Annotated in this window: 20 protein-coding genes; 3 read left to right on the top strand and 17 right to left on the bottom strand. The window is 61.8% G+C overall.

Annotation, left to right across the window (positions count from 1 at the left end; all coding sequences use genetic code 11):
• Positions 1–87 precede the first annotated feature (87 nt).
• The 4 genes from U5A65_RS06315 to U5A65_RS06300 form a co-directional block, all read right to left on the bottom strand.
• Positions 88–1,290 carry an NAD(P)/FAD-dependent oxidoreductase gene (locus U5A65_RS06315; RefSeq protein ID WP_321945792.1) on the bottom strand — a complete coding sequence of 401 codons (1,203 nt, stop codon included), beginning with the start codon at positions 1,288–1,290 and terminating at the stop codon, positions 88–90.
• Positions 1,287–1,457: a rubredoxin gene (locus tag U5A65_RS06310; RefSeq protein ID WP_321910959.1), complete on the bottom strand. Its 171-nt coding sequence runs from the start codon at positions 1,455–1,457 to the stop codon at positions 1,287–1,289. Before U5A65_RS06310 ends, U5A65_RS06315 begins: the two co-directional genes overlap by 4 nt.
• 34 nt (positions 1,458–1,491) lie before the next feature.
• Entirely contained in the window at positions 1,492–2,547 is a 1,056-nt protein-coding gene (locus tag U5A65_RS06305) for an aromatic ring-hydroxylating dioxygenase subunit alpha (protein WP_321935861.1), read from the bottom strand.
• A gap of 212 nt (positions 2,548–2,759) precedes the next feature.
• A complete protein-coding gene (locus tag U5A65_RS06300; RefSeq protein ID WP_321910962.1) occupies positions 2,760–3,089 on the bottom strand; it encodes a hypothetical protein in 330 nt (109 codons plus the stop codon).
• Positions 3,090–3,562: 473 nt separating this feature from the next.
• Between U5A65_RS06300 and U5A65_RS06295 the strand changes: the two genes are divergently transcribed.
• A complete protein-coding gene (locus tag U5A65_RS06295) occupies positions 3,563–4,234 on the top strand; it encodes a glutathione S-transferase family protein (protein ID WP_321945791.1) in 672 nt (223 codons plus the stop codon).
• Positions 4,235–4,295: 61 nt separating this feature from the next.
• Complete coding sequence (locus tag U5A65_RS06290; protein WP_321945790.1) at positions 4,296–4,739, top strand: VOC family protein; 444 nt, start codon at positions 4,296–4,298, stop codon at positions 4,737–4,739.
• 10 nt (positions 4,740–4,749) lie between these two features.
• Here U5A65_RS06290 and U5A65_RS06285 read toward each other — a convergent pair whose 3' ends face one another.
• Both U5A65_RS06285 and U5A65_RS06280 read right to left on the bottom strand, forming a co-directional pair.
• Complete coding sequence (locus tag U5A65_RS06285; RefSeq protein ID WP_321935863.1) at positions 4,750–5,940, bottom strand: succinylglutamate desuccinylase/aspartoacylase family protein; 1,191 nt, start codon at positions 5,938–5,940, stop codon at positions 4,750–4,752.
• Positions 5,941–6,541: 601 nt separating this feature from the next.
• The gene (locus tag U5A65_RS06280) at positions 6,542–7,426 is read right to left on the bottom strand and encodes a LysR family transcriptional regulator (RefSeq protein WP_321945789.1); all 885 of its coding nucleotides are present in this window, start codon (positions 7,424–7,426) and stop codon (positions 6,542–6,544) included.
• A 151-nt stretch (positions 7,427–7,577) separates the two neighbouring features.
• Here U5A65_RS06280 and U5A65_RS06275 point away from each other — a divergent pair, with 151 nt between their 5' ends.
• Positions 7,578–8,609, top strand: a complete 1,032-nt coding sequence (locus U5A65_RS06275) for an NAD(P)H-quinone oxidoreductase (protein WP_321910969.1) — start codon at positions 7,578–7,580, stop codon at positions 8,607–8,609.
• A gap of 45 nt (positions 8,610–8,654) precedes the next feature.
• Here the strand turns inward: U5A65_RS06275 and arsH are convergent, their stop codons facing one another.
• The 11 genes from arsH to U5A65_RS06220 all read right to left on the bottom strand — a co-directional run bounded on the left by arsH (position 8,655) and on the right by U5A65_RS06220 (position 25,723).
• The gene (gene arsH / locus U5A65_RS06270) at positions 8,655–9,389 is read right to left on the bottom strand and encodes an arsenical resistance protein ArsH (protein WP_321945788.1); all 735 of its coding nucleotides are present in this window, start codon (positions 9,387–9,389) and stop codon (positions 8,655–8,657) included.
• Between the two features lie 19 nt (positions 9,390–9,408).
• Positions 9,409–10,479 (bottom strand): ACR3 family arsenite efflux transporter, encoded by a 1,071-nt coding sequence (gene arsB, locus U5A65_RS06265; RefSeq protein WP_321945787.1) that lies wholly within the window; start codon positions 10,477–10,479, stop codon positions 9,409–9,411.
• 23 nt (positions 10,480–10,502) lie between these two features.
• Complete coding sequence (locus U5A65_RS06260) at positions 10,503–10,997, bottom strand: arsenate reductase ArsC (protein WP_321945786.1); 495 nt, start codon at positions 10,995–10,997, stop codon at positions 10,503–10,505.
• Positions 10,998–11,056: 59 nt separating this feature from the next.
• A complete protein-coding gene (locus tag U5A65_RS06255) occupies positions 11,057–11,533 on the bottom strand; it encodes an ArsI/CadI family heavy metal resistance metalloenzyme (protein WP_321945785.1) in 477 nt (158 codons plus the stop codon).
• A 12-nt stretch (positions 11,534–11,545) separates the two neighbouring features.
• On the bottom strand, positions 11,546–11,869 hold the full coding sequence (locus tag U5A65_RS06250; protein ID WP_321910977.1) for a metalloregulator ArsR/SmtB family transcription factor: 324 nt from the start codon (positions 11,867–11,869) through the stop codon (positions 11,546–11,548).
• 370 nt (positions 11,870–12,239) lie between these two features.
• A complete protein-coding gene (locus tag U5A65_RS06245) occupies positions 12,240–13,967 on the bottom strand; it encodes a ShlB/FhaC/HecB family hemolysin secretion/activation protein (RefSeq protein WP_321945784.1) in 1,728 nt (575 codons plus the stop codon).
• Positions 13,968–14,657: 690 nt separating this feature from the next.
• Positions 14,658–14,873 carry a hypothetical protein gene (locus U5A65_RS06240; RefSeq protein ID WP_321945783.1) on the bottom strand — a complete coding sequence of 72 codons (216 nt, stop codon included), beginning with the start codon at positions 14,871–14,873 and terminating at the stop codon, positions 14,658–14,660.
• Between the two features lie 67 nt (positions 14,874–14,940).
• Entirely contained in the window at positions 14,941–15,213 is a 273-nt protein-coding gene (locus U5A65_RS06235) for a hypothetical protein (protein ID WP_321945782.1), read from the bottom strand.
• Complete coding sequence (locus U5A65_RS06230) at positions 15,210–16,247, bottom strand: hemolysin (RefSeq protein WP_321945781.1); 1,038 nt, start codon at positions 16,245–16,247, stop codon at positions 15,210–15,212. The genes U5A65_RS06235 and U5A65_RS06230 overlap by 4 nt, the downstream gene beginning before the upstream one ends.
• Before the next feature lie 33 nt (positions 16,248–16,280).
• The gene (locus U5A65_RS06225; RefSeq protein WP_321945780.1) at positions 16,281–16,550 is read right to left on the bottom strand and encodes a hypothetical protein; all 270 of its coding nucleotides are present in this window, start codon (positions 16,548–16,550) and stop codon (positions 16,281–16,283) included.
• Complete coding sequence (locus U5A65_RS06220; RefSeq protein ID WP_321945779.1) at positions 16,547–25,723, bottom strand: hemagglutinin repeat-containing protein; 9,177 nt, start codon at positions 25,721–25,723, stop codon at positions 16,547–16,549. The genes U5A65_RS06225 and U5A65_RS06220 overlap by 4 nt, the downstream gene beginning before the upstream one ends.
• Positions 25,724–26,294: the final 571 nt, after the last annotated feature.

The following is a 26,294-nucleotide window of genomic DNA, read 5'->3' as shown; positions in this document are numbered from 1 at the left end:
CCAGAGCGCAACAGGGGTCGGTCAGTGGAAGCTGCCTGTCGTCGGACGCGCGTGACCGCGTTCGGTTGTCGTGATGCTATGCCTCGCCTAGCCGGTCAACGACCCGTTCGAGCCGGACGCCATCTGCTTCAATAGCGCGGCCTTGTGCGCGGTGGCGCCGCCAATGAGAGCAAAGCCGGTAACACGCTTTGTCCCCGCGTCTTCACATATCGCGCGTACCGACTCGGGCGACTCGTGCGTGGCCACTTCGACGCTCCAGCGTCCGCCCGGCATGCCCGGTGTCGCGACAACGGCCGGCGCCGCCGGCGTCTTCACGACAACGGGCATCACCGGAAAATCGACGCGCGTGAGCGTTCCCGACAAGGTGCGCGCGAGCGCACGCGCCGCATGCATGATCGGCAACACATAGGGCTGCACCCGGCCGTCGATGGCCGCGCAGTCGCCGAGTGCATAGACGTGCGGCGCGCTGGTGCGGCACCACGCATCCGCGCTGATGCCGCCATCGACGCGCAAGCCAGCCGCGCTCGCGAGCGCCGTTCGCGGCACGAGCCCGACCGCCGAGACCACGATATCGGCCTCGAGCGTGGCGCCATCCGCAAGCGTTAGACGATATCCCGGATCGCGCCGCGAAACGGCAGCGACCCCGATGCCGAGCCGAACGTCGACGCCTGCGCGGGACAACGCACTGGCGAATACTGCACCCGCCTGCTCCGGCAGCAGCCGCGAGAGCGGCGCGCTGGCCGGATCGATCAGACACACCGGATGCCCCGCAGCGACAAGATCGTTCGCGAACTCGCACCCGATCAGACCCGCGCCGAGTATGGCCACCGAATGACGCGACGCAAGCGCCTCGCGAAAACGCGCGTAGTCGCCGAGATCGTTGATCGACAGCACGTCTGCCGCGCCATCGCCCTCGATCGGCACGCGCCGCGGGTCCGCGCCCAGCGCGAGCACCAGCGCGCGATAGCGCAGCCGCTGCCCATCGACGACAACAACACGCTCGTCTGGCGCGATGCGTTCGACATGGCGATGGGTCCAGATACGTGCATCCAGTTGCGCGGCCATCGCCTGCGCGTCGAAGCTCGCGAGTTCGTGCGGCGCCTTCTTCATCGCGAGCGCATTCGACAATGTGGGCTTCGAATAGAACCTGCCGTCGTCGCGGCTCACGATAACGATAGGCGTGTGGGCGTCGAGCTTGCGAAACTCGCGCGCCATCGTATAGCCCGCGAGGCCCGTGCCGACGATCACGAGTGGATCGCCTTGCGCCCCGCCGATGATATCCTCGCTCATACGCTCACCACCTGCATTTCGAAGTCGTGCTTGCCCGTCGCGCAGTCCGGGCACATCCAGTCCTCAGGTACATCTTCCCAGCGTGTACCGGGCGCGATGCCCGCTTCGGGCAGCCCTTTGGCCTCGTCGTAGCGAAACCCGCAAATCACGCATTCCCAGATCTTCATGGTCGCTCCTTTCCCGCCGCATCAACGCACAAAGTCAACGTACATAGCGCTGCCCCAGCCCGATCTCCGCGAGCGCGCGCCGGTACGCACCGGAGGAGCGATCGGCGAGAATCGGTGCCTCCTGGGAGCGGTCGACGGGCAGTTCTTCGGGACACTGCAACTCGACAATCGCGCGATCCTCCTCGAATACCTGACGGTTGAACGCATAGACGTCGTCGAGCGGCAAGTCCTTGTCGAAGTTACGCGCGATCGGCACAAACAGGCGCGTGAGTCGCGCGGACACCGGGCTTGCAGCATTGAGGATTGCCAATCGTCCATTCTCGGGAAAGTGCACCGTCAGCCGCGCGAAGAACGGCACGTCGACCTCGAACACCCTGCGCCACAGAAAACCCTCTGGCGCACGCTGCTGCATCGACTTCGGGAAATTGCTCACGGTGCTCACGTATTCCGCGCGCAAACCGTTCGGGCGCCGCTCCACGGAGTACTGCGGAACAACGGGATTTCTGCGTTCCGCGAAGCTGTCGTGATGAATCCACGCAAAATGCGCAACGTCGATGAAGCCTTCGGTTTGCCGCCCAGCGGAGGCGTGGATATCGATAGAAGGCGGGAGGATTTGCTGATACCCCTCCGTGTTCCACGCAGGGAACTCGGGCAGCGGCAGCTCGCCGCCGCCAAGCGACACCCACACGAGCCCATACGCTTCTTGCGCGGCGTATGTCGTCAGGCACAGGCGCTCGGGAATCGGGCCTTCCGGCTGCGAGGGAATGAAGCTGCATTTGCCGCTCGCGCCATATTCGAGCCCATGATAGGGACAAACGAGATTCGCGCCGTTCATCCAGCCACGGCTCAGCGGCGCGCCACGGTGAGGACACACATCGCGCGCCGCGACGATCCGCCCTTCCGAGCGGAACAGAACGAGCGGTTCGTCGAGCAACGTGACACCGAGCGGCTTATCGCTCAGGTCGTGCGCGAAGGCAACGGGGTGCCAGTAGCGGTGCAAGATTTCCCAGTCGCGGGAATCGAAAGTGCAGTTGCGGGGCATGACGGCCGACCCTGCACGGGTCAGCGCCACCACTTGGGGTTCGCTCATGCGTGTCTCCTGAATCGTGTGAATTCGTCGCGGCGTGCTGACCGCTCTGCCGGTCACGCCGTGTACACAACGATATTCAGTTGAGCGCGTCTCTCCCATCCCTCGCCGGCGATGTAGTCCATGCTCCGATCAACATGGACTCACCGCCATCCAGACTGCCGGGACCGCAGCCGAAGCGTGCGTACCGATGTAAAGCTCGTCAAGGCGCGGCGTCACTTGCCGTCTTTCACCGGTGCGTCGTGAATCGCCTCGAGCGGCTTATGCTGCTCGTCGCCAACGCCAGGAAAGAACGCATTCCACACCGCGCGTACGCCGACCGCTGCCGTTGCTGCCGCGTCAATTGTCTCGACGTCGGCAGACCTGGCCGGATCTGAACTCAGGCCGCGCCAGTGCGTGAAGACGAGTAGCGGCTTTTCGGTCCATTCGCCAGCGGCGAAATTCGCAAATGCCGTATCCCCGCTTACAAGGCGGACCTCATACCATCCCTCGCGAACCGGCGCATACCGGGCCAACGGAAACCATCGGGTCGATTGAATTTGCATGAGGGCCTCCCCCAATCGCGTAGATCGTCACGAATCAATCCGCATTCCACGTGCCTGAATGTTGGGCCCTTCGTTCTCTGGATAGCGTCTTGCGGGCGGCACACCCTCCACGGCGTCAACGTCATTTCGCAGCGCGGCAACAATCAGACCGTTAGTCGCAAAAGCCATCAACGGATCGCAAGCAGTGAATGCGCTGAGGAATCGGAAGTCATCCGCGACGGCTTCACGAAAGGCGCGTGGCATGCCCAGTCGCCGCCGTCAATCCACTCCCCCACCACGTCACGCCCACGCAGCAACATGTTCGACGCTGTCGAACGATTTCATCCACCAGTTCGAACGGCAATCGCGCATTGCTCGCCCACCATTACGTCAGTGAGACGCGCTCAGTCTCGCAGTGCGCGCGACCCACGCGGGTTTGAACTACAGCTTCATCTCCGATCGACCTTCTCTTCTGCTTTACAAAGGAAACCTCAATGATCAAGTTTTACTTCCACCCGTCGCCGAATCCCATGAAAGCGGCCCTTCTGCTCGAAGAGCTGGAATTGCCGTTCGAGCTGATCGCCGTCGACACGTTCAAGGGCGAGCAACATCTGCCGGCATTCCGCAACGTCAATCCGAACGGCAAGGTGCCCGCCATCACCGACGAGGACGCGACCGTTTTCGATTCGCATGCCATCTTGCTGCACCTCGCCACGAAGCACGGCAAGTTCGTTCCCGCCGATGCTGCCGGGCGCGCCGAAATGCTCTCGTGGCTGATGTTCGTGGCAACGGGGCTCTCGCCGTTCTCCGGTCAGGCCGTGCATTTCCAGCACCACACGCCGGAGCCCTTGCCCTATGCGCGCAACCGCTACCTGAAGGAAGTCGAGCGTCACTATCGCGTGCTCGACGAACGGCTCGCCAGAACACGGTATCTGGCAGGTGAGCACTATTCGATCGCGGATATGGCGCTGTGGGGCTGGGCCATGTTCGCCGGCTACATTCTTGGCGAAAAAGGACTGAGTGACTACGCCAACGTCAAACGCCTCGTCGACGAAATCGGCAACCGCCCCGCCGCCGCACGTGCGCTCGCACTGAAGGAACGGCTCACGCTGAAGACCGACTTCGACGAAGAAACGCGTCGCGCGCTTTTCCCCCAAAACGTCTGACGCTTTCCAGACGCATCGCGGCGCTGCCCGCGATGCGTCTCTCTAACGAGGAGCCCGGCTCATGAGTACCGCACAATCGCCGCAGCCAACGGCTGCACCCGCACTACGTCTAAACAATTTCGCGCTCGCCGTTGCGAATCTCGACGCCATGGTTGCCTGGTATGTCGACGTACTTGGCCTCGCCATCGCAGCGAAGGGGCACTTCGATGCCGTAGGCGCGGACTACGCCATGCTCGACGGCATGGGCTTCCGGCTCGAACTCGTTTCGCGAATTGGCACGCCCAAGGTCGCGGCAAAGCGCACACCGCCGCCACAGCACCTGGACGAAACGGGTTGGAAAGCGCTGGTGCTGGAGAGCGCCGATCTTGCGGGTACGACTGCCACACTCGCGAAGCGCGACGTGGAAATCGTCTGGGCGCACGCGCCACTCACGCCCGCCATTTCCTCGACGATGATCCGCGACCCCGAAGGGAACATCATTCACATTCTGGGCCAAAGGCAATAGCGCACCACGATCACTCGGAGTAGTCCTCAGGATTTTCTCTGGCCGGGCTCTGATAAAGAATCATCACGATCGGAATGCGGGGCTCGGCCGTGGCATCGTTGCGCCGCCCTGTCACCTCGCCTGCAACCGAGGTCGTGTACTCCGCAACCACTTCGCCAAACGTGTTGCGCTGAATCGCCACCTTCTGCCCCACCTTGACCTTCTCGTTGAGCTTGACCAGCAGTTCGACGAAGCCGCCGTGCGTCGTCAGGATCGTATGAGCGCTATTGCCCACAAAGATCCCGGAGTCGCGCCCGGTGCGTCCCATTGCACCGGGAACGACGCCATAACGCTTGAGCACATTCATCGTGCCTTCGACAAACAATGGAATCAGGTCGAAATCGAACACGCGCGCAGCGCCAATCTCGGGCGTAATAGCCGGGATCCCCACATCGATCAGCGCGTTGGCCAGCAACGTGGGATACGCAGGATTGTCGAAAATCTGGGCGATGGGAAAAAGCTCCGCCATTGCGCGCGGCTCGGTGAGTTCCATTCTGGCCAGATTGAATGAAGTCAGGTCCATGCCCGTCGTGCCAGTATGAAAATCCAATGCGTAGTCGGCGTTCGGCCGCAGGAGCCGGTTGAACAGCAGGCCCGCGTGACGGCTCGGCGCGCTGGCGCCATTCTCATTGCCAGGCCATTCGCGGTTGATGTCGATGAGGTCGACGCCTCTGCCCGAATTGGGCCATCTGCGCTCCATCGCTTCTAGCGCGGGGCGCGATACGTCGAGCACAGCCAGTACGGTCCCGGACATTTGCGCCGGATCGAGCTGGCCAATCACGGTTTGTATCATATGCACCGGACTCATTTCGTCGCCATGCACGCCGCTAATCAGCGCGACGCGCTTGCCCGGCTTCGCGCCGCAAACGACGATGACCGACACATACCAGTCCTGCCCGGTCGGCATCTGCACGCCCTGGAAATAGAACATATGCTTCTTGCCGCGTTCCAGGTCACTGACGTCGAGCGCGCTAATGACCTTCTTTCCCTGGATCACATCCCCGGTGTAACGCGTCCCACCGCTGCGGCCGGGCGGCGAAGTCGTGCCTTGGGCGTTCGCGACGCCGCTTTGCCCGGCCAGTGCAGTCGTTGCGCCAACCAGCGCAACCGCTGTCTTGATGAAATCGCGCCGGGCAATACCATCCTTCGATTCACTCTGCATGGCATGGACTCCGTACATTGCAAGTGGAGAGAAGCGCAATCCATCTCTCGTCGATTGCGCTTCGTGGACATGACGAATCCAAACGTTCTGACGTGGCTCTTTTCGCAACTACGCTGTTCCCAACATCAGCGTAATCCAGTCCGCAAAGACTTGCACTGACGGCTGGACTCGATGCCTGCCGTACGCGATCAGGCAGCAAGAATCGGAGTGCCGGCGTCGAGGCGCCGCCCTATCGTGTGCACACAAGCGCACCGTAGACGAGATCGTGGGACGAAGCAGGGTGCACTCGAATCGCTTCATTGACTGGAGTCCTATCATGTTGCCGTTTCTCTCGCTTCACGCACTCGCGGCTCAACGCGGCGATGGACTGCGCCCTGAGCTCAGGGCCTTGTTTGAACGCCATGTGCGGGCAGCGACGGGTCTTGCCGCTGCCATCGAGCCCGTCGAAACAGAGTCGTGTGCTCACGCAGCAAACGCGGTCGCCGGCGCTCCTGTGACGGCGTGCGAGGCTGATGGGTCATCGGCGAGCGTCGCAGCGTCGCGTTAAACGCATGGCACGCGGCATCATCCGGCGTTTCACGCGTCGCGATGCCATGCGTGCCTATTTCGTGTGAATCGTGTGATCTTCGAATGCGGCGACGATATGCTCGATCATCGCGGTGATGCGCGCGGTATGCCGAAGGTCTTGATGCGTGACGAGCCAGATTTCATAGACAGCCCCACGTGGGGGCTCCGGCCATAGCTGCACGAGTCCGTCATGTTCGGCCAGATGGATCGGAAGCTCGCCAATGCCGATGCCGGCCTTGACCGCGCTGCGCAGCATGAGGCTCGTATTGAAGGTCGAGACGATGCGCCCCGCGTGTATCGGTTCGCCTGCCAGTGTCTGCGATCGATGACCCGTCCAGTTTCCCTGATAGACGACGAGATCGTGACCCGCGAATGCGGAGCCCGCAACAGGCGTGCCGTGCTGCTCGATGTACGCATGCGAGGCAAAGAGCGCCATTGGCCACCGGGCGAGGCGCCGCGCGACCAGATCGGGGTTATCCGGGCGCACTGAGCGGACCGCGATATCGGCTTCACGCTTTGCCAGGCTAAGCATGCGTGTGGACGTGTCCAGCAGCACGCGCACTTCCGGATGCACAGCGTGCAACCGCTCGATGGCGGGAAGCAGGAATTCCAGCGCGATAGAGTCGGTGCTCGTGACGCGTACGTCTCCCGCAAGCCGCGTATCGGTGCCTTGAGTTCGTCTGACGAGTTCGTGCGCGGCGTGCTCCATTTTTTCCGCCGATTTCAGCGCGGCCTCGCCGGCCGTGGTCAACGCATATCCGTCGGAGGTGCGCAGAAAGAGCGTGGCGCGCAGTGCGTGCTCCAGTGCCGCGATTCGTCTGCCGACCGTCGCCTGATCGAGATTGAGCGTTCTGGCCGCCCCACGAAGCGTTTTTTCGCGCTCGACCGCAAGAAACACGCGCGCGTCGTCCCAGTTCATCGCCTCACCCTCCTGATGCAAATTTGCATCCCACGATGCGAATAATGCTGCGCGAATTCATCAAAGTCGAGCCCTATACTGGCTTCAAGAGTTGCTCGTTCACTGGTCCGCCCGGATCAAACGAGCCTCATCCATAGAAGGGGTCGTATCCATGTCTGCGTCAACTTTTCGCGTCCCGTCGTCGATGACGGCCATCGAGATCAAACAACCCGGCGGCCCTGAGGTGCTGGTGCCGACTACGCGCCCGGTGCCGGTGCCGGCCGCCGACGAGGTTCTCATTCGCATCCATGCCGCAGCCGTCAACGGTCCGGACGTGTTCCAGCGCAAGGGGCTGTATGATCCGCCCCCCGGCGCGTCGGACATTCCGGGGCTCGAAGTGGCGGGTCAAGTGGTTGCCATTGGCGCGGACGTGACTGAATTGCGCATCGGCGAACTGGTCTGTGCGTTGATTCCCGGCGGGGGCTATGCGGAGTATGCAGTCGCGCACGCCTGCAATACCATGCGCATTCCTAACGGTCTGACGCTGGTGGAAGCGGGAGCCATGCCGGAAACGTTCATGACGGTATGGCTGAACCTGTTCCAGCGCGGCAAGTTCGCTGCTGGCGAAACCGTGCTGATCCACGGCGGCGCATCAGGTATCGGTACGACGGCGACCATGTTGGCCAAGGCGTTTGGCGCTTCGAAAATCATCACGACCGTGGGCTCGCAGGCGCATCGGGAGGCCAGCCTCGCGTTGGGCGCGGACGTAGCGATTGACTATCGCGAAAGCGATTTCGTGGCCGAAACGAAGCGATCGACCGATGAGCGAGGCGTCGACGTGATCCTCGACATCATTGCGGGCGACTACGTGGGCAGAAACTATGAAGCCGCCGCCATGGACGGCCGGATCGTCCAGGTAGGCGTGATCAAGGGACCGGCGAAGGAACTCAACCTCGTCCCGATGCTGACAAAGCGCCTCACGCATATGGGCTCGACCTTGCGCTCGCGCACAGCCGCGGACAAGGCGACCATCATCAGCGAACTGGAAAGGCACGTCTGGCCGCTCATCGAGCGCGGCACCGTCAAGCCGGTCGTCTACCAGACGTTCGCGCTTGCCGATGCTCGCGGCGCGCATGAGCTGATCGACTCCGGCACGCACTTTGGCAAGATCGTGCTCACGACAGGCGCCGACCTCATCGGTTGAAACCTCGATGACCGGCGAACCGGACGTGCTGCGAGCCAATTGACTTCAGATGCTGGCCTGGTTGACTCGCTTCATCAGCTCCTCGGCGCTTTCCTTGCGCTCGCTGTAGCGATCAACCAGATACGGACCGATATCGCGCGTGAGCAGCGTGAACTTCACCAGCTCTTCCATGACGTCCACGACGCGGTCGAAATACGCCGAGGGTTTCATGCGGCCGGCGTCGTCGAATTCCATGAACGCCTTCGCCACCGACGACTGGTTCGGGATGGTCAGCATGCGCATCCAGCGCCCGAGCACGCGCATCTGGTTGACCGCATTGAACGACTGCGAGCCGCCGCTGACCTGCATCACCGCGAGCGTCTTGCCCTGCGTCGGCCGCACTGCCCCGACAGACAGCGGAATCCAGTCGATCTGCGACTTCATGATGCCGGTCATCGCGCCGTGACGCTCCGGCGAGCACCAGACCATGCCTTCCGACCACAGCACCAGGTCTCGCAGTTCGGCCACCTTGGGGTGCGTGTCCGGCGCATCGTCCGGCAGCGGCAGGCCGCTCGGATTGAACGTGCGGACTTCGGCGCCCATCGCCGTAAGCAGTCGTGCGGCCTCCTCGCTCAGCAGGCGGCTGAACGAGCGCTCGCGCAGCGAGCCGTAGAGCAGCAGGATGCGCGGCGCATGCACAGAGGCTTTCGCGGCCTGCAGCCGCTTGATATCGGGGACGCGGAACAGCACCGGATCGACCTGCGGGAGGTCGGTCGTCAGGTCACTCGCCAGCTCAGACACACTTGTTCTCCTTGAATCTTCAGGCGCACTCGTACCAGTGCTTCGACCGGTTGACGATGCGCACGACGAGCAGCATGACCGGCACTTCGATCAGCACGCCCACGACGGTCGCGAGCGCGGCGCCCGAGTTGAAACCAAACAGGCCGATTGCCGTGGCGACGGCCAGTTCGAAGAAGTTCGACGCGCCGATCAGTGCAGACGGGCAGGCAATGTTGTGCTTTTCGCCGACCGCGCGATTGAGCCCGTACGCCAGCGCCGAATTGAAGAACACCTGGATCAGGATCGGCACCGCGAGCAGCACGATGACGAGCGGCTGCTTCAGAATGGCCTCGCCCTGGAACGCGAACAGCAGCACGAGCGTTGCGAGCAGCGCGGTGATCGACCACGGACCGATCTTCGCCATTGCGGCGTCGAAGGCCGCCTGCCCTTTGGCGAGCAGCGCGTGGCGCACGATCTGCGCGAGGATCACGGGAATGACGATGTAAAGCACGACCGAGGTGAGCAGTGTCGCCCACGGCACCGTGATCGCCGACATGCCGAGCAGGAGGCCGACGAGCGGCGCAAACGCGACGACCATGATGCTGTCGTTCAGCGCCACCTGCGAGAGCGTGAAGAGCGGATCGCCGCCGGTGAGCCGGCTCCAGACGAAGACCATCGCCGTACACGGGGCCGCCGCAAGCAGGATCAGACCGGCGACGTAACTGTCGAGCTGCCCGGCGGGCAGCAGCGGCGCGAACAGGTGCTTGATGAAGAGCCATGCGAGCAGTGCCATCGTGAATGGCTTGACCAGCCAGTTCACGAAAAGCGTGACGCCAATGCCCTTCACGTGCTGACGCACTTCATGCAGCGCGCCGAAATCGACCTTGACGAGCATCGGGACGATCATCACCCAGATCAGCAGGCCGACCGGCAGATTGACGTGCGCATACTCCATCCGGCCGATCGTCTGGAAGACGCCGGGCATCACCTGGCCGAGCAGAATGCCCGCGATAATGCACAGCGCGACCCATACACTCAGGTAACGCTCGAAGAAACTGATGGCCGGCTTCGGAGCCGTCTTGCGCGAAGCGGCGACGTTGGGGGCGCTCATGGGACAACTCGATAAAGAAGTGATTAGCTGTGCAGGATGTCGTCGAGCGCCTGCTGAAGCTCGACATTGTCCAGGCGCTCGAGGGGAAGCTCGAGCAACTGCAACATACGATAGCCGATGGCCTGGCGCGTAAGCTCGAACGCCTGGCGCTTGCCTTCATCGCCGCCCGGTGCATTCGACGGATCGGCGTAGCCCCAGTGCACCTTGACCGGGCTGCCGGGCCAGAACGGGCACGCCTCGGCGGCCGCGCTGTCGCACACCGTAATGACGATACGCATGGGCGGCGCGCCGTCCTGCGCGAACTCGTCCCAGCTCTTGCTGCGATAGCCCCGTGTGTCGATGCCCGCGCGCATCAATGCTTCGAGCGCGAACGGATTGATGCGGCCGCTCGGCGCGCTGCCCGCGCTGAACGCACGCACGTCCTTGCCGAGTTTGCGCGCCCAGTGGTTCAGCATGCCCTCCGAGAGCACGCTGCGCGCGGAATTGTGCGTGCAGAGAATGAGTACGTTCGTGGTCATGGCGAATTGCCTGTGCAAATCAACAGCAGGTTGTCAATCGTGTCGGCCGCGATGCTCATTCAGCAGCAGGCCGAACCAGCGGGCTTCACGGGAACACCAACGGGCTTGCCACGCGGGCCGCAGCGCGCCGGCGCGCTTGACGGTTGCGCGCCCTGGCGGCTCTCGCCGTAGACCGCGGCGCTGTCGAGCGTATGGAAGTGCTCCCAGGCGATCCCTTGCGGATCGACGATCCAGTGCTTGTCGCTGCGCGCATAGCAGCAGGTGGTTTCGCCCTGGTCGAGCAGCGCCATGTCCGCGGCCTGCGCACGCTGGGCGAGTTCGGCCAGCTCGGCTGGGTCGTCGACCTGGAAACCAAGGTGGTCCACGCCGGTTTTCGCGCCGCGTGTGGATATCGCAAAGTTCACGCGGGGATCGTCCAGCATCCATTTCGCGTAGTCCGCCTCGACGCGCGTGGGCTCAGCGCCGAACAGCTTCGAATAGAACATGACACTGGCTGCGATATCGTCAACGTGGACGTGGATATGAAACCGCTTCATGAGGGTTCTCCATCAGCATTGGCATGAACCGGCGCCCTGATCCAGACAAGGCTGCCCTTGGCAACAGTTCTCGGTCAGAAAGCCGAGGACTGCGTTCATCTGCTCATAGGCAGCCCGGTAGATCAGGCTGCGCCCCTCGCGCTCCTGCGTGACCAGCCCGGCGTGCATCAACTCCTTCAGGTGAAAGGAGAGCGTCGCGTTAGGAATATCGAGCTGCGCCGCGATCACGCCCGGCGTCAATCCGCCCGGGCCGGCGACGACCAGCATGCGGAACACGCGCAGGCGCAATTCGTGGGCGAGCGCCGCGAGGGCACGGATGATGTCTTTCTCTTCCATATTTCCAATATATTCGAAATGATGAGTCGACGCAAGCGCCCTCGCCCGATGCGACGTCGACCTGATTCTCGAACGATGCGGCGCTTCCATCGCGCAGGTTCGCGCCGTCTTACTTCTTGACGCGGAGATACCCCGCAATACCGCTATTGCGCTCGAAGACCGCGCGGACGAGCGGACCGCGCTGCTGCTCCTGCTGGACTGCCTAAACCTCCACAGCTGACAACGTAAGCTGGCGCAAATTCGTCGAAGCGGTCGCACGCAATGCGCGCCGCCGGCCAGATGACAGCCTGAGCCCCGACGAGGCGTTCAAGCTGATGGATGAGGCACAGGCCGTTTCACGCCGCTCATACGTCCAGCAAGGAGCACGCGCCTAAAACGCCGCTGTCAACTGGAACCCGAATGTCACGCGGGCAGTCGGAAATCCCGACGGCTTGTAGATCGGTGTTCCCGCAAACAGGTCATACGATACTCCGACATACTTCGCCGGCAAACCGCCGCGTATGCCAATCACCGCGCCCGCCAGTTGTGTTCCCGCCAGTAGTTCCGTGTTCGGTCCAAACACGCGCCCGTAGTCCAACCCTGCATACAGCGTTTGCCCCGTGTTGAACACAGGCCATTGCAGTTCGTTGCGCCAGTAAAAACCTTTCTCTGCTGCGAGCATCGTTTCGCCGTCGAAGCCGCGCACCGTGTAGCGGCTGCCGATGGTCAGGTCGTCGATGTAGAACAGCGTGTCGTTCGTGAACTGCCCGTGTACTGTTCCCACATAGGCAAAGCGCTGGCTCCCCACCGCAAACGGAAGCGACAGGTTTGCATCGAGCACGGCCATATGGAAGCGGTACGTTGGGCCGTCAGGATACGGGTCCGCGGTCGCGCCGAATCCCCCGATACCCTGGCGGTAGGCGAGCGTGCCATCGAACTGCGCAGGACCGAAGTAGTGACGGTCCGTCGCGCCCAACTCCAGAAACGTGTTGTTGCGCGCCTGAGTCGGAATCACCGTGTCGTCGATGAAGCTGTCGCCGAAGCGCTTCGAAAGCTGGACATAGCCGCCGAGCACGTCGTTCTGGCTGCGTGAGATAACGCGAGCGATACGCAGCGCGGCCGTTTGTGAATTGCCGCTCGAAACGAAGGTCTGGTTCACGCCCGCGATGTTCTGGTAGTACGTGTTCGTGTTGCCCGAAAGCGTCGCGGTCCAGTATCCCCACGGCACCGAATACGACCCGTTGAACCCGTGCGAGCCGAGCGACTTGTTGCCGAAGGACAAATCCTGATTCGCGCCGAGCGAGAGGATGTCGTTCAGGCCAAGCGGATTGTTCAGCCCGAGGTTGACGTTGCCTTGCCACTTGCCCGTCGACTCCGTGCCCGAGTTATCGACCGAAGCGACAAAGGTCCAGGGCTTCGAGCGCTTGACCGTGAGGACAACGTCACTTTCATCCGGTACGTCGGTCGGCCGGATTTCCATGTTCACGTCCTGGCTGCTGACGCGCTTCATCTGTTCAAGACCCTGTTCTAGATCGCGCAGATTCAGCACGTCGCCGCTACTGGTCGGGTAAGCGGTCTTCCATGTGCCCCACAACGACGGATCGGCGAAGGCGATCTTGCGCACGATACCCGGCACAAGCGCGAACTTCAGGGTTCCGCCTGACAGGTCTTGCGGCTGCACGAGTACGCGCGTGGTCACGTAGCCACGGCTCAAGATTGCCTGCTGCAATCCTTTTGTGAGCACGTCGATACCTTCCTTTCCGACACACTGACCTTGATAGTGGTCGAGCCATTCGCGGGCGAATGCGAACGGGTCTTGCGGTAATGCTGACGCGCCTTTCTTTTGCGTCGCGGCCGGCAGGGATTCAAGCACCTTTAGCGAGAATGTGTCGACGCGAAAGCAAGGAGACTCGTGCGGAAGTGCGGGATACGCTTCGATCTTCGGCAGGTCAGAGCGCACGACCGGCGCCGACACGGCCGCCTCACGCTGCTGCGCGTCCCGTCGTTGCTGCTGGTTTTGTTCGGTTTCGATACCGCCCAGGCTTTGCGCCGGGACATTGGGCGCGAGAGTGACCAGGGCTGTAAGCGGCAGTGCCGCCAGCCTCTTTCGAATTTTCATGATGCTCCAGGTTACAGCTCATGTGTATTGCCGTCGTCGTCGGAGAGTGCGGCCATTAAAAATTTCGGACTCGCGAATACAGAAACGCTGTCGAGCACGGCCAGTTCGCTTTCGGAGCCGAGATTAAATTCGTCTGTATAGGCGCGAGGGGTTTGCGCCCGTGCTCGCGTTCGTACTACGTGGTGCCGCACTCTATCAACCGCCAGATGCCGTAAGCGATAGTCGTTCGGTTCATGACTTGTTCTAACGGCGCCTCCTTGACCACACAATTGCCATGACCACGATTGCTGCCAGAGTACCTTTTACAGCTATGCTCTTTTGATTCACGGCGGCCAGTAGCGTAAATAAATCAAGCCGTTCGAAACAGCCCGACATGAAGGCACAGTTCAGAAGAAGCCCGCCGAGCCAAATGACATAGAAGCCGGCGACACACACGATCACCAAGCCTGCAAACACTAAGAGCCAACGTATCATTTTGACTGCCCATTTATATTTGGAAGTTTTTGGGCAGCGGCCCCCGCGACTTCCTGACCACTACCACCCGCGAGCGTACCGAGAACCAAAGCCGCAGAGTTCGGATTGAAGAGATTCCATCCACTACCGGACCATACTCCTGTCGTGGCCCAATTCGACGGGTTGAGGCCCGGTTTACGCAGGACAATTGAATCTGACCCATGAACCAAAGACCCGTCACTTGTTCTTAAGGTAGGAAACCGTCGCGAAGACCCAGAAAACACCGGCTAACAAAGTTCCTTGCTTCAGTACGAACCAAACGTCGCCCAGTCCCCAAGGCCAGTGTCCGCCGTAGAGCAGCGTCACGAAAAGGATGACTACCACCCGTATCGAGGCGACGCCAGCTATCGCTATCAAAAACAACTTTAGGTACGTCGCAAGCAGCTTGAGCATGGTCATTTGATTAAAAATGCAACGCCTAGAAATACGAGGCACACCGTTGCTGCTACTAGCCCGCCGCTCATTTCTTGTCCTCGTCGTCCTTCGTTTCGTAACTCTTGCGCGCTTTTTTGTAGCTGTTGTCGAAGGGCTTCAGTCCGAGTGCGCCCGCGCGTGAGGCATACCCGCCAATCCCGGCGATGGGCAAGCCCAAGATCGCGAATGCGAGGGCTATTGGCCGCGGAAAAAAGTCAAGCCCAAGACCGCAGCTGAACATTCCGATCCCCAAGATGATTAGACCGATTCGGCCCCACTCTGAGATGTTTCCGTCCACAATGAATTTAATCTTGCTCACTGGAAATGTCCTATTAGCTTCGACCAATTTTTGTTCACCCATTCCTGCGCATTCTGAGCTTGCCCGCTGTTGCTCGTTATATTGCCAAATTCATTGATTACCGGTGCGGCTACTGGATAACGATTGCTAAGTGCTCCGGTCATTTGGCCGATTGCCGTTGAAACTGCGTAGTTTCCTGTGTTTGGGGTAGCCGCCTGTTGGACGCCATTCAAGAGCCATGAACCGAAAGTGGCACCGACTGCAATGGTTCCTGCCGACACAGAGACGTAGGGAATTGGTGAGCCCGCAGCCTCAAACGCCGTCGCAAATGCAGCGGTGCGGTCTAGTTGAGTAGCACCGAAGCCCGCGACGGATCCAGCCGTGCTTCGCACGAACTGCGCATCTGACTGGTCGAATTTCGTAAACGGCCCGGTGACATTCATCGAGCCGCTGCCCGTCTGTTGATACGTGAACTGACTCGGCACTTGTCCTGACGATGCGCTGTTGTAGTTCGAGAGGATATAGGACTGCAACGCCGGATCGGCCTGCGCGGTCACTTGCGTCAGGATCGGTTGACCGTTCGCTGTCGTGCCGCCAGATATCCACTTCGCGCCCGAATCCGTAGGTGCCGGCCCAATCAGCGTTGTCGGCGCGCCAGATTCGCTCGTGCCGTTGTCGCTGACGCCCATGATACGCATCTGGTCTTCGATTTGCGCTTGCGTATATTTGCCGCCGCTCTTGTCGGCGAGTTGCTTCGCGAGTGTCTTTTCTTCTGGGTGCAATTGCCGGTTATAGCGGTCCACGTCCGAACTGGAGAATGCTCCTGCGCCACCCGCAGCAGCGCCCGCGCCGGTCGCGATGACATTCGCGACGATGTTCCCGAGCGCCTGGTTGATGTCCGCGTCGCCGGTCGGGTTCGACGCGGCATTCGAGTCACTGAGCCTGTTCAGGTTGCCGCCCATCTTGGAACCGATGGCTGCGCCGGCCGCACCTTCGACAGCACTCGCCACGCCACCACCAAGGCCCGCGACCACCGCCGCGCCCGCAGCCTGCATCGCCGCGCGCTTGCTTCCTCCTTCCGCCCAGATTTATTTGCGCCTGTGCTTGTGGAGAAGCAATTTCACTGCATTGCAAATTTCGATGAGGATGCCAACAGAAATCATCGCAATCGCCACTTTTTGAACAAGTCCGATCCTGCTGGGGTCAACGACTAGGGTTCTGTGATTGATCCATCGTTCTACCCAGGAAGCTAGGGGTTCAACATTGGCGATAACGAGGAGAAATAAGAGTTCGCAACCAACACGCACGCCAATACCTCCCCATCCATCAGACCGAAGCCATTTATCAATAACGCTCATTTTTTGAGTTTTCCCGCGTCTTGACTTGGTACGAACGAACTCATTCCACCTGTAAACGAACCGGCGGCGGTACCTATGTTAGCTGGCAGCGCATTTTTGCTGCCTTGGAAGATTGCTGGAACACTTGGATTCATGTTGCTCGAAAACACGATGGGCGGGAGAACTGACCCTGCAAGCTTACTCACACCCATTCCGACCGGATAAGCCAAACCTGCGAAACCAGAACCTGCAGCAAACGCAAGAATCGTGCTGTTGTTTTCACCGTAATACAGGTTATTGAACGCCGTTGTCGTTGCCGCCCCGGCACCGCCCAGCAAGACATTTCTTATGAAGTCTAGGCTACCACCGACAGGGCCGGCTATTGCACCAACAGTGGCAGCAAAGGCAGACTGGGCTGGGCGAATCTCGCCAGTTTGTGCAAGTTGGCCGGCGGCGTCCATACCGCCGCTTACTGTTCCGCCAATAACTGCCGCTGCGGTTGTTCCGGCCGTGGCGATGATCGGTGCGCCTACAATGCCAACTCCGGCTGTGGCAGCCGCAATGACACCACCGCCCATCAGATTCCTGTTCGCCTGTTCGTGGGCAGCGCTATTCTGGATCTGCTGGGCTGACGGCTGATTCGGGCCAACACCGTTCGGATAATAGCTTCCATACATGTTCGAGTTTGCCTTCTGATCCGGCGTTGCATAAAACATGTAGCCTGGCCCGCTGTTGCCATCAGAAGGCAACATCCCATGCGCCTGATCCAAAAACGCGCTCGCGTTTGAATTCCACGCACCCGACGATCCGTTTTGTACCTCGCGATTCGCCTGTGCAGTCAGGTCGCTTACAGCCTGGTCAACCGAAATGCCTTGCTGCGCGGCATACCGGGCGGCATTGTCCTTGATCCACTTGTTTTCCTCGGGGTGAAGCTGCCGATTGTAGCGGTCCACGTCTGAACTGGAAAAGGCGCCAGCGCCACCCGCAACCGCACCCGCGCCGGTCGCGATGACGTTCGCGACGATGTTTCCGAGCGCCTGGTTGATGTCTGCGTTGCCGGTCGGGTTCGACGCGGCAATCGAATTACTCAGTCCGTTGAGCGTGCCGGCCATCTTCGAGCCGATAGCTCCGCCGGCTGCGCCTTCGACAGCACTTGCCACGCCGCCGCCAAGGCCCGCGACGACTGCCGCGCCTGCAGCCTGCATCGCCGCGCGCTTGTTTCCGCCTTCCGCCCACTCAGGATCGCCTGTTGCCTTTTCCTGTGCATTCGCGTAATCGCCGATGCGCTGCGCAACTGCTTGACCTGCTGCCTGTGCCGCGCTCATCCGGTCGGCCTGCTGGTTTAGCAGTGCATTCACATCCGGCGTGTTCGCGACCTTGCCGTTCGTGTCCGTTGTATCGCGGCTCAGGCTCGCGACGTCCTGCGTCTGGTGCGCCGTATCCGTGACCGTAATCGTGCCCGCGCTGACCGCGCTGCGCGTTGTCCCGCTCTGGTCGCCGCTATCGTTCTGCGGAAGCATCGGCGACACGCCGCCGCCATTGCTGACCGAACCAGGGCCGACTGACTTGCCCGTATTCGCGACGCCCACGCCCGCGCTGATGCCGTTGCTGTTCGCGTCGTAGTGCGACTGGTTCTGGATGTCGCTGTAGGTGAGCGTCCCGGTCGTCAGGCTGTTCTTCGACGCGTCGGCCGTGCTGGAAATCACCGCCCCGGTCAGGCCCGTGTTGCCCTTGACGTTGATGTTGAAGCCACCGTCGCCCGCGTAGATTCCGGCCTGTTCGTTCACGCCCGCATAGTTCGAATCCGCATGGCCGTTCTGCGCGCTGAAGCTCGCGTTGCCGCCGCCCTGGCTGATCGTGAAGCCGCCGCCCGCGCTGCTCTGGTGCGCGGCGCTGTTCGTCACGTCCTGCACGCTCGCGATGTTCAGGTTGCCGCCCACGTCGGCCGCAATCAGCTTGCCGCTGATCTGCGATCCGGTGATGTTCGTATCGCCGCCAGACATGACCGTGACGCTGTTCGCACCCGTGACGTGTGAAGCGTTCTGGATCGACGCGTCGCTGTTCGCGTCGCCGTGTGCATTCGCCATCGCCGCCGAGACGCCAAAGCCGCCGCCAAGCGTGTATTGAACGCCCACGCTCGCGCTGCTGGAACTGTTCGAGCTGCGCGTCGAATCGGTGTCCGTCGTATTGATGACGTTGACCTTGTCCGTGGCGGCAAGCAGGACATCATTTGCGTTCACGTTCGAGCCGGCGATGGTCAGGTCGCCATTCGTTGCGACAAACGCTGCCGTACCGCCTGCCGTAACGCTCGAACCGCGCTGTGTCGCCTGATCCTCCGACGACTGGCTTTCGCTCTTGCTTGAACCAATGCTGACCTTGACGCCGATGTCAGGCTTGCCGCCACCGGCTGCGGTCATCGCGCCACCCGCTGCTGTAAAGGCGTCGCTTGCGGCCGCGATGCCATGTAGCGCGGCCGCGCGGCTGTCGCCGTTGCCCGACGAGTTCTTTGCAGCCTGAGACTCCGAATAAGCGTTGTTGATCGCATCGCCCACCGAGCCCGCCAGACCAATCGCGAGACCGCTGCTGCTGGTCTTTTGCGTCTGCGCCTGGTGCAGGGTGTCGGTCGCGGCGTCGATGATGACGTTCGCTGCCGTGCCCGAGACGTTGCCACCTGCGACGAGGTCGCTGCCGGTAACGTGCAACGTGTTACCCGCCTGGATCGACAGGTCGCCGTTGATCGAGCCGACCGTACTTGCATTGTTCGTGACGCTTGATTCCTGGTCGGTCGTCGCGAGCTTGTTCGTGCCGACTGTGACGGTCAGGCCGCTCGTCCCGAGGCCCGTATTCTTCTCCTGATACGTGCCCGACGATTGCATCGTGTTCTGCGTCGTCGTGATGTTCACGTCATGCGCGGCATTGAGCGCAACGTCGTTCGTGCCGACGATGGTGCTGCCCGCGACGTTGATGTCCTTGCCACTTGCGATCTGTACGGCATCGGCCGAAACCACGCTGCCCTGTGAGAACGTTGCCGTGGTATCGCGCGAACTCTGGACTTCCTTGCCGCTCACCACATTGCTGTGGCTGTGCTGCTCCTGCGAGTTGTCGGCGTGCGTTTCGGTTGCCGCGCCGATGTTCACGTTGCCCGTTGCTGCAAGCGTCGCCGTGCCCTTGTCGAGACTGATCGCGCTGCCGGTAACGTTGATGTTCTTGCCCGATGCAACGGTCAGCGAGTTGCCGGAATTGAGTGTCGTCGCCGTGAGCGAGTCGTCGGATGCGTGCTTCGATTCCGAATAGCTGCCGTGACTGTCGCTGCCCGAACTGTTGCTATCGACGGTCGAAGTGGCTTTCGCGGCCTGAAGCGTCACGTTGCCGTTCGCTGCGACCACGCCGCCACCATCAAGGTTGATGTTGGCGCCCGTCGCCGTCAGGTCGCCGCCCACGCCGATAGCCGACACGCCGCCGACGTTGATCGAACTCCCCGTCGTACTGTTGACGTTCGTATTCGATACGCCGTTCGCGCGCTCGACGACCTTGTGTTCGCCGGTCTGTACCGAGCCGATGTCGTAGTTGCCGCCTACGGCCATGCCGAGGTTGCCGCCCACGTTCAGGTTGCCCGCGTTCTGCTCGAAGTTGCCGCCCGTGACGATGGCCGCATTGCCCGCAACATTCACGCTCGCAACCGGCCCGAGCGTGGTGTTCGTGCGCGTCGCGCCGGTCGAGGTGACCTGGTCGACAGTCTTTGCCGCCGTATTCAGAAGCAGGTCGCCGCCCGCGTTCAGCGCGAGGCTGCCGGCGTTCACCTTTGCCGAGGTCAGGTCGATATTGCCAGTGGTATTCAGCGACATCAGGCCGCCGCTTTGCAGCGCGCCGAAGGCGTTGTTGATCTGCTGCCCCTGGATCGACATCGTATTGCCTGCCTGCACCGTGCCGCTGTTGGTGAAGGTTTGCGCGTTCTGGATGTCGATATCGGTCGCGGCGATCAACGGACCGTTCATGTTCTGCTGGCTTGCCTTCGCGAGATAGACGACCGGCACGAGCACGGACTGACCATTAACCACTTCGGTCTGCATGATGATGACGTTGCTCGTGAGCTGCGCCACCTGTTCAGGCGACAGGCTCATGCCGAGCGGCAAGTTCAGTGACTGCGAGAGCGATGCGCCTGCTGCAAGCAGGGACTCGTACATCGATTGCGTGTCGGTGTACGGACCAAGTACCGCCTTGCCGGTGAGCGACGTAATCTGGTTGCGTACAAGCTGCTGTTCATAGAATCCATCGCCGAGGCGCTTTTCGGTGGTCTGCGGGTTCAGCCCAAGCTGTTGCAGGTAGTAGTCGCTCGAAATAAATGTCTTCTGGTTCGTGAAAGCCGGGTTCGTTTCAATCAGGTACGTTGCGCCTGGTGCGGTCGCCGGACTGAACAGGCCGCCCTGTGGAACCGTCAGGTTTTGCAGCACGGTCTGCGCCGTCGCGGTCGCGATGACCGGATTGACCGTGCTCGCGCCACCACTGACCGAAGTCGCACCGGCCTTTGTGCCGGATGCGTTGCCGCCGATCGACGACGCAGCACCCGCGTTTGCGCCCGCGCTGCCGCTGATCCCGCCGATGGTCACACCGGAGAGCGCCTGACCGGGCGCGAGACCAAGCGACGGAATGCCCGCATTACCCGCCGTGTTGTTAATGCTGATACCCGAGCCGGAGAGCGTGCCGCCCGCGACAAAACTCGATTCGTAGGCCGGCAGTGCGTAGTTCTTGATATCGGCAGGCGCGTTACAGCCGCTCGCGCAGAAGGAGTAGGTCCAGTACTTGCCGTCATAGGTGCGATAGTGGTAAAGCCCCGAGTACGTGATCTGGACGGACGGGGCCGCCTGCCCCTGCCACGAGTTCTGGTCGAGCGAGACAGGCGCGGCGACGTTACCGACCGCCGCGACCGCGCTCCAGTAGTTCTGGAATGTGCCCACGTTCGACGCGTCGAGGTTAGCGCCCGAGATGATCTGCGCCTGCGGACTGATGCCCGCGACCAGGTTCGCCAGCGCCGTACCCGTATAGGTCGTGTACTGGTATGTGCTGTTCATCGAGCCGCCGTGTGGTGGATCGATAAAGACGCCGCCGATCATGTTCGGGTCGCCCGTCACACCGTTGCCCCAGACCACCGGATTACCCGGGCCGCACGCGTCCATGTAGATGGCCGTACACCCCGAGAGACTGAGGCCGAGCTGGTCCAGCAGCGCCTGGGAGACCGGCTGGTTCAGGCCGGTCGTCGTCATCGTCGTGCGGGTATTCGTGACCTGGCTCGCGTGGAGTTCCATGTCTCCCGCCGACTCGATCAGGCCCGACTGGTTGAGGATCAGGTTTGCGTTGGTGTAACTGCCGTCTGCGTTTTTTCCACCCGCCAGCACGACCTTGCCAAGACCGTAGATCGCGGTCGTCGCCTGCGTATCGGTCGCGGTCGTGCTGTCGACGTTGTCGATCTCGGGTGCGAGCAGTTCGAGCGTGCCGTTGCTGTCCGTCGCGCCAATGAGCGCGGTCGGCCCGACATTCGCGATCTTGCTGTTCGCGTTCAGCGATACGCTGCCGCCGACCATCGTCCCGGTATTGACGAGCGTGTCCGAGTGCGTGGTGAGCGTGCCGCCCGCCATCATGACACCTCTGTTCCCGATCGCCCCTGCGTCGATGTCCAGGTTATTCACCGCCTCAACCAGCGCGCTGTTGCTGAACGTGCCGGGCAGCGTAAAGGAAAGGTTGTGACCGGCTGCGAACTGCAAATCCGGCGTCGGTGCGAAATCGCCCTGAACGCTCACCGCGACATCATTCGCCGCGCTGTATGCGCCGCCGCCCGTGAGCGCCGCCGCGTTGACAGACAGGTTATGTGTCGCGCCGATCTGACCGTTCGTGTTCGTGAGCGCACCGGTCGTCGTGATGGCGACATCGCCGTTCGAGCCGGTCAGACTGCCAATCTGGCCGCCGCTGTTGTCGACGCTATCGGCCTGCACCGAGACGTTCGCGCCGCTTATCTGACCACCGCGCTGACCGTTCTGCGTATTGACGAGCGCAGAGGTATCGACGGCGACGTTGCCGTTGCCCGTCATCACGCCGCCGCTATTGGTCGTCTGGCTGCGGCCGTGTACGGTCGTGTCGCCCGCGCCGAGGTTGCCGACGAGACCGTTCGTGTTGTCGATTGCCCCGGCCTGAATGTTGAGCGTGCTCGTGTCGCCCGCGGCCCCGGTGCCGGACTGTATCTGTCCGTTCGTGTTCGTCAGCGTGCCGCCCGTCGTGAGGGATTCTGACGTGAGCGAGCGGATAGCGCCCTGTGTATTGTTGGTATCGCCCGCGACGTTTGCGGTGATATCGCCCTGTGCGGCTAGCACGCCGCTCGCATTGTTCAGGCTCCCGGCCTGTGCGTCGAGCTTGCCCGCCGTAATGACCTGACCGCCCACGTTCGAGATTGCGCCTGCGCCATAGCCCGGTGCAAGGGTCAGCGTGCCTGTCCCGGCGTGGAGAATCTTGCCGCCGTCGTTGTCGAGCGCACCTGGCGCGAGGGTGAAATCGGTGCTATTGGTCTGGAGTGTGCCGCCCCCGGAGTTGTCGAACGTGCCGCTGACGTTGAAGCCCATCGTCGGCGTGCCGTACTGCGTAATCGTGCCGCCGTGGTTCAGCAGGTCGGTCGCCGTCAGGGCAAGCTGGTTCGCCTCAATGTCGCCGCCACTGTTATCGAGCGTGCTACCGGTCGTCACCGAGAGGTTGGGCGCGACAATCGAACCGCCGCTGTTCGTCAGTGACGACGCCTGCACCGTTGCGTTCGATGCCGCGCCGATCTGGCCGCTGTTGTTGTCCAGCGTGCCGCTCGTGATGCCAAGGTCCGTGTTAGAAAGCAGCTTGCCGTTCGTGTTGTTCAGAGCGCCGCCGACCGCTGCCGCGACACCGGTCTGACCGACAACCGAGCCCGCCGTGTTGTTGAACGTTCCGGCCTGGATCGTCGCCTTTCCATTGGTGGCAATCTTGCCGCCGACGTTGGACACGGCACCCGCGCCGTTACCCGCGTTGATCGTGAGCGTACCTTTGCCGGCGTGCGTGATCGTGCCGCCGTCGTTGTCCAGCGCTGCGGGCGCAATCGTCAGGTCCGTGCTGTTGGTTTGCAGCGTGCCGCCCGCAGAATTGTCGAGCGTGCCGGTCACGTCAAGCGTCGTCGCGCCGGTTCCGGTCTGCGTGATGCTGCCTGCGTGGTTGACGAGGCTCGCTGCGTGGAGCGTGAACTGGTTTGCGCTCGCCGTACCGTGGCTGTTGTCGAACGTCGCCGCCGAGAGTGCGAGCGCGCCGGCCGCAGTGACCTGACCCGCGTTCGTGAGCGTCGAACCGGCCGCGAGCGTCATGTTCGCGTTACCTGCGAACGTGCCGCTGTTGAACAGGGTCTGTACCGCTGTCGCGATCAGGCTCTGGACTGCCGTGATGGAACCGGCGTTCGCGATCTGTCCGGCCTGCAATGTGACGCTGCCGTTGCCGCCGATAGTCCCGCCCGCGCCGTTTTCGAGCAGACCGCCCGTCGACAGGGTCACGCCGTCAGCGTTCAGCGATACGACATGGCCGCCCGTATTGTCGAGCGAGCCGGACGTGGCCGACAGCGCGCCGTTCGCCTGCATCGTGCCGTTCTGGTTGTTCGTCGCACCTGTGATGTTTTCGCTCAGTGTGCCGCCCGAGACCATCTGGCCGCCGCGATTCGAGAGTGCGCCCGCCGTGACGGTCTGCGCGCCGCCCGAGGACATCGCTCCGTTGTCGTTCGTGAGCGTGCCACTGGCGCGCGCGTTAAGGGTGCTGCCTGCGGTCGTCGTCGCCCCGGACAGGTTCAGGTCGCCGCCGTTCGCCGCGAGCGTGATAGCGCCGTTTGCTGATGTGGTACTGCCCGCGAGGTTGATCGCTGCGCCGCCGATTGCTGCATTGCCGCCCGCCACATTGCGGCCGGTCGCCGTGACCGCGCCCGAAGCGTTCACGTTCAGGTCCCCGGAATGCGCCAGTGAGCCGTCGCCGTTCACGCCCGACGCGATAGTACCGATCGAATTCACCGCGCCCGCGCTGACGGTTGTGTTCTGCTGCGCGGCAACCATGCCGCTGTTGGACAGCGCGCCAGACGTATTCAGGTTGACGTTCTGCTGTGCGTAGGTCGTGCCGGTGTTGTCGATGCCGTCGCGCGCGCTCGCGCTGATATTGCCGCTCGCGTTCTGCTTGCCTGCAAGCACGAGCTGGCCGTTGGACTGAAGTACGAGGTCGCCGGCATTCGCTGCCACGACGCCCTTGAGGGAAACGCCAATTCCGGCCTCTGTCCCGACAAGTTGGATACGGTTGGCGTACATACCGCCGAGATTGCTCACGTCGATAGAAACGCCAGGCGTGGGGCCATCGCCTGCAATTGGGGTCGCGTTGAGCGTATCGTGGTCGATGCTGTTCGCGCCCGTGATGACGTTCAGGTTCTTCCCGGCGTAGATAGCCGCATTCGCCTGTACTGCGCGGGCAAGCAGATTAACCTGATCGACGTTTGACGCGTTCAGGCCCGCGCCGCTAACCGTGATGTTGCCGCCCGTGACGTTGAAGCCCGAGAGCGAGCCGTCCGCGCCGTAGTTCGGCGTACCGGTCGTGAGGATCGCGCGCGACGTATTGATGAAACCGCCGCCATTCACCGAAATACCCGAGGGGTTTGCGATGATGACTTCCGCGCGTTTGCCCGCTGTTTCGAGATACCCGTTCAACTGCGACGGGTTCGCGCTGTTGACCTGGTTGACGATGATCTTCGCCGACTGGCCTGCCGCGAAGTTCGGGTTGCCGTTAATCATGCCGGCCTGCTGCGTCTGAACCATCGATGGCGAGTTATTCAGGATCGCGCCCTTCGATTGCACGTCGAAGCGGTTGTAGGTGTTGACCGACACGCCCGCACCCGAGGGCCGGTTAATGTTCACCTGGTCGAGTCCGTTGGACGTCTGGATGACGTTCGGTGCGTGCGCGCCGCCGGCAACGATTTGCGCGAACGAAAGCATCGGCACGAGCGCGAGCAGTGCGGCCGGGAGTAGACGGCGCAACGACAGACATACCGAATGGAATGTGCGCGAGGCGGCGCGAGTCTCGCCAGCCTTGCCAGCGGCTGTAGCCGTTTCTTCCACGGCAACGAGCATGTTGCGCGAACGACTATAGACCAGCCGGTAACAACGATTCATCGATCCAACCCCGCAAGAAATAATCTTTCGATTCTTGCGGAGTGTTCGAAATTAATGCGTTAAGCATTGTCAAGATCGCGCAACATTCAGACTAGTCCGAAAACAATTCATTCAGAACGCATAGCATTGTCGTGGCTAGCCAACACGGCGAAAAAAAGCCCGCGTGACGCGGGCTTAAAGTCAAATGGGGTACATGACATCTCCCAAAATAATCTGCGGCGCGGTGCGCGACCATCGAGAAACTCGTCGACAAAAATCGCAAGCCCCGACAAGCTGCGGATGACCGCGCTCCACTGCAAATAGCTTGTCGACGAGTGAAGATAAACAACACCCGTCCGACGCAAAGGGCAAACCCGTTTACGAAGAGAACGCAGTCGCGTCTCTTATTGCCAGATCCAGGCACCGCAACCAAAGTCCAGTAAGTCTTTCCGTGATTTTCGAAGTCCGGGCAATGTCATCCTTTCCCAATTCCGAGCAACAGGTAGCCGCCCTCCCGCAAATCCGGTATAAATGCTCCCTGCCAGTGAACCCGCCTTCGAGTGGGTTTTTTGTTGCTCAGCGAAATCCAATC

Origin of the sequence: Paraburkholderia sp. J10-1 (genome assembly GCF_905220165.1) — a bacterium.
Taxonomy (GTDB): domain Bacteria; phylum Pseudomonadota; class Gammaproteobacteria; order Burkholderiales; family Burkholderiaceae; genus Paraburkholderia.
This window is presented reverse-complemented; position numbering and strand designations above follow the sequence as displayed.

What these genes read in the sequence shown, in the direction of transcription:
- U5A65_RS06310 (WP_321910959.1), bottom strand. Translation starts at nt 1,457, where the DNA reads ATGAAGATCTGGGAATGCGTGATTTGCGGGTTTCGCTACGACGAGGCC.
- U5A65_RS06280 (WP_321945789.1), bottom strand. Translation starts at nt 7,426, where the DNA reads ATGAACTGGGACGACGCGCGCGTGTTTCTTGCGGTCGAGCGCGAAAAA.
- U5A65_RS06260 (WP_321945786.1), bottom strand. Translation starts at nt 10,997, where the DNA reads ATGACCACGAACGTACTCATTCTCTGCACGCACAATTCCGCGCGCAGC.
- arsB (WP_321945787.1), bottom strand. Translation starts at nt 10,479, where the DNA reads ATGAGCGCCCCCAACGTCGCCGCTTCGCGCAAGACGGCTCCGAAGCCG.
- U5A65_RS06255 (WP_321945785.1), bottom strand. Translation starts at nt 11,533, where the DNA reads ATGAAGCGGTTTCATATCCACGTCCACGTTGACGATATCGCAGCCAGT.
- U5A65_RS06285 (WP_321935863.1), bottom strand. Translation starts at nt 5,940, where the DNA reads ATGCAGAGTGAATCGAAGGATGGTATTGCCCGGCGCGATTTCATCAAG.
- U5A65_RS06305 (WP_321935861.1), bottom strand. Translation starts at nt 2,547, where the DNA reads ATGAGCGAACCCCAAGTGGTGGCGCTGACCCGTGCAGGGTCGGCCGTC.
- U5A65_RS06290 (WP_321945790.1), top strand. Translation starts at nt 4,296, where the DNA reads ATGAGTACCGCACAATCGCCGCAGCCAACGGCTGCACCCGCACTACGT.
- U5A65_RS06315 (WP_321945792.1), bottom strand. Translation starts at nt 1,290, where the DNA reads ATGAGCGAGGATATCATCGGCGGGGCGCAAGGCGATCCACTCGTGATC.
- U5A65_RS06295 (WP_321945791.1), top strand. Translation starts at nt 3,563, where the DNA reads ATGATCAAGTTTTACTTCCACCCGTCGCCGAATCCCATGAAAGCGGCC.
- U5A65_RS06300 (WP_321910962.1), bottom strand. Translation starts at nt 3,089, where the DNA reads ATGCAAATTCAATCGACCCGATGGTTTCCGTTGGCCCGGTATGCGCCG.
- U5A65_RS06220 (WP_321945779.1), bottom strand. Translation starts at nt 25,723, where the DNA reads ATGAATCGTTGTTACCGGCTGGTCTATAGTCGTTCGCGCAACATGCTC.
- U5A65_RS06250 (WP_321910977.1), bottom strand. Translation starts at nt 11,869, where the DNA reads ATGGAAGAGAAAGACATCATCCGTGCCCTCGCGGCGCTCGCCCACGAA.
- U5A65_RS06240 (WP_321945783.1), bottom strand. Translation starts at nt 14,873, where the DNA reads ATGCTCAAGCTGCTTGCGACGTACCTAAAGTTGTTTTTGATAGCGATA.
- U5A65_RS06275 (WP_321910969.1), top strand. Translation starts at nt 7,578, where the DNA reads ATGTCTGCGTCAACTTTTCGCGTCCCGTCGTCGATGACGGCCATCGAG.
- U5A65_RS06230 (WP_321945781.1), bottom strand. Translation starts at nt 16,247, where the DNA reads ATGCAGGCTGCGGGCGCGGCGGTGGTCGCGGGCCTTGGTGGTGGCGTG.
- U5A65_RS06245 (WP_321945784.1), bottom strand. Translation starts at nt 13,967, where the DNA reads ATGAAAATTCGAAAGAGGCTGGCGGCACTGCCGCTTACAGCCCTGGTC.
- U5A65_RS06225 (WP_321945780.1), bottom strand. Translation starts at nt 16,550, where the DNA reads ATGAGCGTTATTGATAAATGGCTTCGGTCTGATGGATGGGGAGGTATT.